The following is an 8,925-nucleotide window of genomic DNA, read 5'->3' as shown; positions in this document are numbered from 1 at the left end:
TCCGAGGAGTCCCCGAGAGCTCACCTGGGGGTGTGACGTGGTCATGAGACGACCGGACCCGCATCCCGCGCCGGTGAGCAGCCGGGCGGTCTACGTGATCTCGGTGGCCGCCGAGCTGGCCGGAGTCCACCCGCAGACGTTGCGCATCTACGAGCGCAAGGGCCTCGTCGACCCGGCCCGCACCGTTGGTGGGAGCCGCCGCTACAGCGAGCGTGACATCGAGCGGCTGCGGCGGATCCAGCAGCTCACCAACGCCGGTCTCAACCTGGAGGGCGTGCGCCGGGTCATCGAGCTGGAGGCCCTGGTCGAGCGGCTGGGCCGGGAGCTGACCGAGGCGCGGCGCGAGGCGCGCGAGGCCGTCGAGCGAACCCACCGCCACTATCGGCGGGACCTGGTGCCCCTGAGCCAGTCGCCCGTGCTCTACCGGGGTCGTCGCTGAGCCTCGGCCCGGGGCACCGGGGGACGGGAGCACCCACCCGCTCGCCCCGGTATGCTCGGCTCGCCGTTGGGATCGCCCGGGAGGACGCGCGTGCCCGCGATCGTGGTCGTCGGAACCCAGTGGGGCGACGAGGGGAAGGGCAAGCTCACCGACCTGCTCGCCCAGGAGATGCACCTCGTGGTGCGCTACCAGGGCGGGCACAACGCCGGTCACACCATCGTGGTCGACGGCGAGACCTTCGCCCTCCAGCTGGTGCCGAGCGGGGTCCTGTACGACCACATCACCCCGGTCATCGGCAATGGAGTCGTCGTGGACCCGGCCGTGCTCATCGCAGAGATCGACGCCCTCGAGGCCAAGGGCATCGACTGCAGCCGGCTCAAGCTCAGTGGCAACGCCCACCTGATCATGCCGTACCACCACGAGCTCGACCGGGTGACCGAGCGCTACCTGGGCAAGAACCGACTGGGCACGACCAAGCGGGGGATCGGTCCCGCCTACGCGGACAAGGCGGCCAGGGTGGGGCTGCGGGTCCAGGACCTGCTCGACCCGAAGATCTTCCGGCAGAAGCTGGACGTCGCCCTCAAGGAGAAGAACGCGGTCCTGGCCAAGGTCTACAACCGCCTGCCCCTGTCGGCCGAGGACATCGTCGAGACCTACCTGGGCGAGCTCGCTCCTCGCATCGAGCCCATGGTCGACGACACCGTCGCCCTGGTCCACGGGGCGCTGGCGCAGGGTTCCAACGTCCTGCTGGAGGGAGCGCAGGCCACGTTCCTCGACCTGGACCACGGGACGTATCCCTTCGTCACCTCGTCGAACCCCACCGCCGGAGGGGCCTGCACCGGATCGGGCATCGGACCGCGAGACGTCTCGCGCGTCATCGGCATCGCCAAGGCCTACGTGACCCGGGTCGGGTCGGGCCCCTTTCCGACCGAGCTCGAGGACGACAACGGCGCCCTGATGGTCGACCGGGGTCACGAGTTTGGCACCAACACCGGCCGCCGGCGGCGCTCGGGCTGGTTCGACGTCGTGATGCTGCGCCAGGCCGTGCACGTCAACTCGCTCTCGGAGATCGCCCTCACCAAGCTGGACGTCCTCGACGCCTTCGAGACGTTGAAGGTGTGCGTCGCCTACGAGGCCGACGGAGTGCGCTACGAACACGTGCCGTACCACCAGTCGGTGCTCCACCAGATCCGGCCCGTGTACGAGGAGCTGCCGGGTTGGCACACCGATCTCTCGGGGGTGACAAGGCTGTCGCAGCTGCCCCAGGAGGCCCGGGACTACGTCGACTTCCTGTCGAGCCACGCCGGCGTGCCGGTCAGCCTGGTGGGCGTGGGACCCGGCCGGGAGCAGTTCGTGCGCTTCGCCGCATGAGGGTGTGTGTCCTGGGCGCGGGAGGACGCGAGCACGCGCTGGCCCACGTCCTCGCCCGCACGGCCGAGGTCGTCGTGACGCCGGGCAACCCGGGTACCGCCCTCCCGGGCCGGATCGCCTCCACGCCGGCCCCGCCCGAGGAGATCGAGGCCGACCTGTTCGTCATCGGACCCGAGGCGCCTCTCGTCGCCGGGATGGCCGACCGCTTGCGGGCCGACGGGCGCCTGGTGCTCGGTCCGGGCGCCGACGGGGCCCGACTCGAGGGCTCGAAGGCCTGGATGAAGCAGATCCTGGGCGAAGCCGGTGTGCCCACGGCCGCCCACGAGACGTTCACCGACCTCGACGCCGCCCTCCGCCACCTGGCCGCGACGGCGCCCCCCTACGTGATCAAGACCGACGGGCTGGCGGCGGGCAAGGGCGTGCTCGTGACCGACTCGCTCGCCGAGGCGGCGGCCGACGTCGAGGCCAAGCTGTCGGGCCGGGCGTTCGGCGCCGCCGGGCACCGGATCGTGATCGAGGAGGGGCTCACGGGCCACGAGCTCTCGTTGCTCGTGCTGTGCGACGGCCAGCGGGTGCTGCCATTGGCGCCCGCCCAGGACTTCAAGCGCGTCGGCGACGGCGACCTCGGGCCCAACACCGGCGGCATGGGCGCGTACTCTCCCGTCCCGATGGCCGGCCCGGAGATCGTGGACGCGGTCGTCGAGCAGGCGGTGGAGCCCCTGGTGGCCGCGCTGCGCCGCCGCGGTATCGACTACCGCGGCGTGCTGTACGCCGGCCTCATGCTCACGCCGATGGGTCCCAAGGTCGTCGAGTACAACGTGCGCTTCGGCGATCCCGAGGCCCAGGTCGTGCTCCCGCGCCTGGACGGCGACGTGGCCGGGTTGCTGGCCGACGCGGCCGCCGGCCGCCTGCGCGGCGACGCCTCCTTCACCGACGACGCCTGTGTGACCGTGGTGCTGGCTGCGGCCGGGTACCCGTCCGCCCCTCGCCGGGGCGACGTCATAACCGGGCTGGACGACGCGAGCGCCGTGGACGGGGTGATGCTCTTCCACGCCGGAACGGCCACGGACGAGAAGGGTCAGCTGGTCACGGCGGGGGGTCGCGTGCTCGACGTGACCGCCATGGGGTCCACGCTGGCCGTGGCGCGGCAGCGGGCCTACGAGGCGGCGGGTCGCGTGCACTGGTCCGGCGCCCACTATCGACACGACGTCGCCGAGCTGGCCTCGGCCGGCGCTGTCCCGGAGGCGAGATGACGAGAATTGCCGTCCTGATGGGTTCGCCGAGCGACCGCGAGCGGATGGCGCCCGCGGTGAAGATGCTGGAGCGGTTCGGCGTCGAGGCCGACGAGCGGGTGCTGTCGGCCCACCGGAGCCCGGACGAGCTCGCTGCCTTCGCCCGCTCGGCCCGGGAGGAAGGCGTCGCGGCCGTGATCTGTGGCGCCGGCCTGGCCGCGCACCTGGCCGGGGCCGTCGCCGCCCATACGACGCTGCCGGTCATCGGCGTGCCCCTCTCCGGCGGCCCCCTGTCCGGCCAGGACGCCCTGTACTCCACGGTGCAGATGCCCCGCGGCATACCGGTCGCCACGGTGTCCATCGACGGCGCCGCCAACGCTGCCATCCTGGCCGTGGAGGTGCTGGCCGTGACCGACGAGAAGCTGGCCCGTCAGCTGGGCGAGTTCCGGGCGGGCGGCGCGAGGTGATCCCCCGCTACTCGCTTCCCGAGATGGCGGCGCTGTTCAGCGACGAGACCAAGTTCCGCACCTGGCTCGAGATCGAGGTCCTCGCCGTCGAGGCCTGGTCGCAGCTGGGCGTCGTTCCCGTGGCTGACGCCGTGGCCGTGCGCGAGCGGTCACCGGCCATCACGGCGGCCACGATCTCTGCCATCGCCGAGCGGGAGCGGGTGACCGACCACGATGTCGCCGCCTTCGTGGACGTCGTGCAGGACGCCATCGGTCCACCGGCCGGCGCGTGGGTCCACTACGGCCTCACATCCTCCGACGTGGTCGACACCGCTCTGGGCGTCACCCTCAGGGCGGCCGCCGACCGGCTCCTGGAGGCCAGCGGCGAGCTGGTCTCGGCGCTGGAGCGCCGGGCCCGTGAGCTGGCCGACGTGGCCATGGTGGGGCGCACCCACGGCATCCACGCCGAGCCGATCACCTTCGGGGCCAAGCTGGCGCTCTGGTGCCTGCAGGCTGACCGCGACCGCCGGCGCCTCGAGGCTGCCCGCCGGGCGGTGTCGGTGGGCAAGCTCTCCGGGGCCGTCGGCACCTACTCGAACATCGACCCCGCGGTGGAGACCCGGGTGTGTGCCGCCCTGGGCCTGCGTCCGGTACCGGCCACCCAGGTGGTCGCGCGCGACCGTCACGCCGAGTACCTGTGGGCCTGCGCGTCGGTCGGTGCCAGCGTGGAAAGCTTCGCCACCGAGATTCGGCATCTGCAGCGCACCGAGGTCGGCGAGGTCGAGGAGCCGTTCGCGTCGGGGCAGAAGGGCAGCTCGGCCATGCCGCACAAGCGCAACCCCATCGTGGCCGAGCGGCTGACAGGGCTCGCCCGGGTCTTGCGCGGCTACGTAGGGCCGGGGCTGGAGGACGTTGCCCTCTGGCACGAGCGCGACATCTCGCACAGCTCGGTGGAGCGCGTGATCCTGCCCGATGCCAGCCTCCTCGCCTACTACGTTCTGCGAAAGATGACCGCGCTCGTCGACGGCCTCGTCGTCCACCCCGACCGCATGCGCGAGAACCTCGACCGGTCGCACGGGCTGGTGTTCAGCCAGGCCGTGTTGCTCGCCCTGGTGGCGTCGGGCATGGATCGGGACTCGGCCTACCGGATCGTGCAGCGCGACGCCCGTCTGGCGTGGGACGAGTCCAAGCCGCTGCGGATGGTCCTCGAGTCCGATCCCGAGGTCCCCCTCGGACCCGGTGATCTCGACGACGCCTTCAGCATCGACCGGGCCCTGCGCCACGCCCGGCGGCCCGTCGACGCGCTCGACACGCTCGGCTCACCCGACGAGGAGGCACCGTGACGCTGACCCACGTCCACTCCGGCAAGGTCCGGGATGTCTACGGCCATGGCGACGGCCGTCTGCTGATGGTCGCGTCCGACCGGCTGTCGGCCTTCGATGTCGTGCTGGCCGAGCCCATCCCCGACAAGGGTCGGGTGCTCACGGCCATGACGGTCTTCTGGCTGGAACGGTTCGCCGATCTGGCGCCCAGCCATCTGGTGAGCGCCGATCCGGCCGACTTTCCCCCCGACGCCCGCCGCCTCGAGCAGGTCGACGGGCGGGCCATGCTCGTGCACCGGGCTGAGATGCTGCCCATCGAGTGCATCGTCCGCGGGTACCTGTCGGGGTCGGCGTGGAAGGAATACCGGACCTCGGGCACCGTGCACGGGGTGCCCCAGCCCTCCGGCCTCCAGGAGTCGGATCGCCTACCGGAGGCCATCTTCACGCCCTCGACGAAGGCGACCGAGGGCCACGACGTGAACATCGGCTTCGAGGAGGCCGCCTCCATGGTCGGCGCCGCCGTGGCCGAGGAGGCTCGCGACATCTGCCTCGCCGCCTATCGGCGGGGGGCGGAGTGGGCGGCCGGGCGCGGCATCATCATCGCCGACACCAAGTTCGAGCTCGGCTTCATCGACGGCCGCCTCGCGCTGTGCGACGAGGTGCTCACACCGGACTCCTCGCGGTTCTGGCCCGTCGCCGAATGGTCGACCGGATCCACGCCGCCGTCATTCGACAAGCAGCCAGTCCGCGATTACCTGGAGGCGACGGGTTGGGACAAGTCGCCGCCGCCGCCGTCGCTTCCCGACGAGGTGGTCAGGGCCACCAGCGAGCGCTACCGGGCGGCCTACGAGCAGATCACCGGTCTCCGCCTGGCCGACTGGTACGGGGCGGTGCCGGAATGAGGTTTCACGCCCTCGTCGAGGTGCGCCTCCGCCCCGGGATCGCCGACCCGCAGGGGGCCACCATCGAGCGGGCCCTGCCCGCCCTGGGCTTCGGGGGGGTCGAGGGTGTGCGGGTAGGCAAGGCGATCCGCTTCGACGTCGAGGCTTCCGACGAGGCCGCGGCGCGCGTCGAGATCGACGAGCTGTGCCGACGGCTGCTGGCCAACCCGGTCATCGAGGATGCCGACGTCAGCATCTCACCCGGGCAGGGGTCGGTCACCACTGGAGGTCGGACAGGGTGAGCGCACGCGTCGGCGTGATCGTCTTCCCGGGATCGAACTGCGAGCACGACGTGGTCGAAGCGATCGAAGGCCTCGGCGGGGAGGCCGAGCTGGTGTGGCACGGCGCCCGCTCCGTGTCAGGAGTCGACGCGCTGGTGCTGCCGGGAGGCTTCGCCCACGGCGACTATCTCCGCCCCGGTGCCCTGGCCCGGTTCTCCCCGGTGATGGACGCGGTGCGCTCCTTCGCCGCTGAAGGCGGCCCGGTATTGGGTGTGTGCAACGGCTTTCAGATCCTCACCGAGGCGGGCTTGCTTCCCGGCGCGCTTCAGAAGAACCATCACTTGAAGTTCCTCTGCACGACCGTGAGTGTCCGTATTGAGCCCAACCGATCCTTCATCTCAGGGTTGACTGAGCCCGGATCAGTGCTCCGGCTTCCCATCAATCACTTCGAGGGAAATTACATCTGCCAGCCCGAGACGCTCGCCCAGCTTCGCTCTGATGACCGAATCGTTGCCCGCTACTGCGACAACCCGAACGGCTCGATCGACGATATCGCGGGGATCACCAACGAGGCGGGGAACGTCGTCGGACTGATGCCTCATCCCGAGCGGGCCTACGACAAGTTGCTCGGCTCCGCCGACGGAGCGAGCCTCTTGGGTTCGCTGCTGGACCGGTCGAGCGGGCACGACCACCCGCCGGCCTCCGCAGCGGGTGTCGCTACCCCTGGGCCCGGTGGATCCCGGCTCGCCTGAGCACGGCGGCGCTGACCCCAGCCTCTCTCCAGGCGGCATAGCTGATGCCTTTGCGGTCGCCGTAGGCGGGAGCCGCCTTGACGAACTCGCGCTCCAAGGCAGCGATGTCGACGGACCGGTCCTTGCGATCGAGCTCCTCTTTCAGGTTCCTCCGCTCCTGCACGAGATGGAGCCGATTGAGCGGATCGGCCGAATCGAGACGCTGCTCCACCAACGTCAGCTGGCGCTTCACCGAGTCGGTTGTGCGTTTGCGGCCTCGTTTGGGTCGATTGGCCTCGAGGGCTTCGAGATAGCGTCGGACGGCCCGGCCTTGCTCACGTCCAACGGCCAGCGCCTCTTTGTGCTGGGCGGACATGGGAGATTTCGTTCGTTTCTGCGTCCTGGCCATCCGTGAGTATTGCTCAAGTGCTGGGGCGAGTTCAATTCCTGTTTAGGAAAAGAACCCCTACTTGTCCGGTCAACGACAGGACCCGATTACGGTGTCGGCGTGGACGAGGTCATCCATCGAGCACTGGGCCTGACCGACGAGGAAGCGGCGGAGATCCAGTCGATCCTGGGCCACCCCCCCAACCATCTCGAGCTGGCCATGTTCGCGGTGATGTGGAGCGAGCACTGCTCCTATAAGTCGTCACGGCTGCACCTCCGGCGCCTCCCGAGCGAGGGGCCGGGCGTGCTCGTCGGGCCGGGGGAGAACGCCGGCGTCATCGATGCAGGTGACGGGATTGCCGTGGCGGTGCGCATCGAAAGCCACAATCACCCCTCCGCGATAGAGCCCTATCAGGGCGCGGCCACCGGTGTCGGGGGGATCCTGCGCGACGTGTTCACGATGGGTGCCCGTCCCATTGCCGTGATGGACTCTCTCCGCTTCGGGCCCCTGGACGATGCCCGCAACCGGTGGCTGCTCGAGGGAGTGGTGAGCGGGATCTCGGGCTACGGGAACTCGGTCGGCGTCCCGACGGTCGGCGGCGAGGTCGCCTTCGACCCCTGCTACTCGGGCAACCCGTTGGTGAACGTGCTGTGTCTCGGTGTGATGCCGGTCGGGCGGTTGGTGCGGGGTCGAGCCAGTGGGGTCGGCAACCTGGCCGTGCTCCTCGGATCCAGCACCGGGCGCGACGGCATCGGGGGGGTGAGCGTCCTGGCATCGGCGGGCTTCGGGGACGCGGCCGCGGCCACGGACGGCGGCGACGGGACGGCGGCGGGGGGTCGGGCACCGTCGGCCAACGGGTCCGAGTCCTTGCGACCGAGCGTGCAGGTCGGCGATCCCTTCGAGGAGAAGCGGCTGCTGGAGGCGTGTCTGGAGCTGTTGGACGCCCGGCTCGTGGTGGGCATCCAGGATCTGGGCGGGGCCGGCCTGACCTGCGCCTGCTCGGAGACGGCGGCTCGGGGCGGCACCGGCATGGACATCGACGTGTCGGCCGTGCCCCGCCGGGAGCCCGCCATGGAGCCGTACGAGGTGATGACCAGCGAGAGCCAGGAGCGGATGCTGGCGATCGTGACCCCGGCGGATCTGGCGCGCCTCCTCGAGGTGTGCGCCCGCTGGGAGGTCTCGGCCGCGGTGGTCGGTCGGGTCACGTCGGGCGGGCGGGTCAGGGTCCTCGACGGGTGGGACGGGCCCGTGCTGGCCGACGTCCCCGCGGTCGCCCTAGCCGACGAGGCGCCCGTCTACGACCGGCCCCGACGGGCTCCGGCGCCACCTGCGGGCATCTCGCTGGACGAGCCCGACGCCGCGCCACCCGCTGGCCCGCGAGGCAGGCCCGAGGAGCGCGACTGCGGCGCCGATCTCCTCGCCCTCGTGGGCGACGTCTCGTGGGTGTACGAGCAGTACGACCACCAGCTGTTCCTCAACACCGTCGAGGGGCCCGGCGGCGACGCCGCCGTCCTCCGCCTGAAGGCGCCGGGTCTTCCCGCCACCCGCAGGGGCCTGGCCCTGTCGACCGACGGCAACAGCCGCTGGTGCCGCGTCGACCCCCGCCAGGGAGCGGCGATGACCGTAGCCGAGTCGGCGCTCAACGTGGCCTGCGCCGGCGCCCGCCCGGTGGCCGTGGTCGACTGCCTCAACTTCGGCAACCCCGAGCACCCCGAGGTCATGTGGCAGCTGTCGGAGGTCGTCGACGGCCTAGCCGAGGCGTGCCGGGCCCTCGGCCTGCCGATCGTCGGGGGCAACGTCAGCCTCTACAACGAGAGCCAGGGGCGCTACATCG

The 8,925-nt window shown here is 71.1% G+C and carries 10 protein-coding genes; 9 read left to right on the top strand and 1 reads right to left on the bottom strand.

Annotated features, from left to right (window positions below; all coding sequences use genetic code 11):
* The 8 genes from VH112_10550 to purQ all read left to right on the top strand — a co-directional run.
* Positions 1 to 439 (top strand): helix-turn-helix transcriptional regulator (locus VH112_10550; GenBank protein HEX4540673.1); only part of this gene is annotated, 439 nt, incomplete at its 5' end.
* Positions 440 to 529: 90 nt separating this feature from the next.
* Complete coding sequence (locus VH112_10545; GenBank protein ID HEX4540672.1) at positions 530 to 1,810, top strand: adenylosuccinate synthase; 1,281 nt, start codon at positions 530 to 532, stop codon at positions 1,808 to 1,810.
* Entirely contained in the window at positions 1,807 to 3,063 is a 1,257-nt protein-coding gene (purD, locus tag VH112_10540; GenBank protein HEX4540671.1) for a phosphoribosylamine--glycine ligase, read from the top strand. The genes VH112_10545 and purD overlap by 4 nt, the downstream gene beginning before the upstream one ends.
* Positions 3,060 to 3,509 (top strand): 5-(carboxyamino)imidazole ribonucleotide mutase, encoded by a 450-nt coding sequence (gene purE / locus VH112_10535; protein HEX4540670.1) that lies wholly within the window; start codon positions 3,060 to 3,062, stop codon positions 3,507 to 3,509. The genes purD and purE overlap by 4 nt, the downstream gene beginning before the upstream one ends.
* Entirely contained in the window at positions 3,506 to 4,831 is a 1,326-nt protein-coding gene (purB, locus tag VH112_10530; protein ID HEX4540669.1) for an adenylosuccinate lyase, read from the top strand. The genes purE and purB overlap by 4 nt, the downstream gene beginning before the upstream one ends.
* Positions 4,828 to 5,712: a phosphoribosylaminoimidazolesuccinocarboxamide synthase gene (locus VH112_10525; GenBank protein HEX4540668.1), complete on the top strand. Its 885-nt coding sequence runs from the start codon at positions 4,828 to 4,830 to the stop codon at positions 5,710 to 5,712. Before purB ends, VH112_10525 begins: the two co-directional genes overlap by 4 nt.
* Entirely contained in the window at positions 5,709 to 5,993 is a 285-nt protein-coding gene (gene purS, locus VH112_10520) for a phosphoribosylformylglycinamidine synthase subunit PurS (protein ID HEX4540667.1), read from the top strand. Before VH112_10525 ends, purS begins: the two co-directional genes overlap by 4 nt.
* Positions 5,990 to 6,724 carry a phosphoribosylformylglycinamidine synthase subunit PurQ gene (gene purQ / locus VH112_10515; GenBank protein ID HEX4540666.1) on the top strand — a complete coding sequence of 245 codons (735 nt, stop codon included), beginning with the start codon at positions 5,990 to 5,992 and terminating at the stop codon, positions 6,722 to 6,724. The genes purS and purQ overlap by 4 nt, the downstream gene beginning before the upstream one ends.
* Here the strand turns inward: purQ and VH112_10510 are convergent.
* A complete protein-coding gene (locus VH112_10510) occupies positions 6,690 to 7,079 on the bottom strand; it encodes a hypothetical protein (GenBank protein ID HEX4540665.1) in 390 nt (129 codons plus the stop codon). The genes purQ and VH112_10510 overlap by 35 nt on opposite strands.
* A 132-nt stretch (positions 7,080 to 7,211) precedes the next feature.
* Here VH112_10510 and purL point away from each other — a divergent pair.
* The coding region (purL, locus tag VH112_10505) for a phosphoribosylformylglycinamidine synthase subunit PurL (protein ID HEX4540664.1) at positions 7,212 to 8,925 on the top strand (1,714 nt) is incomplete at its 3' end.

Source organism: Acidimicrobiales bacterium (assembly GCA_036270875.1).
Lineage (GTDB): Bacteria > Actinomycetota > Acidimicrobiia > Acidimicrobiales > AC-9 > AC-9.
Note: the sequence above shows the minus strand (reverse complement) of the source record. Positions and strands in the feature narration are given on the sequence as shown.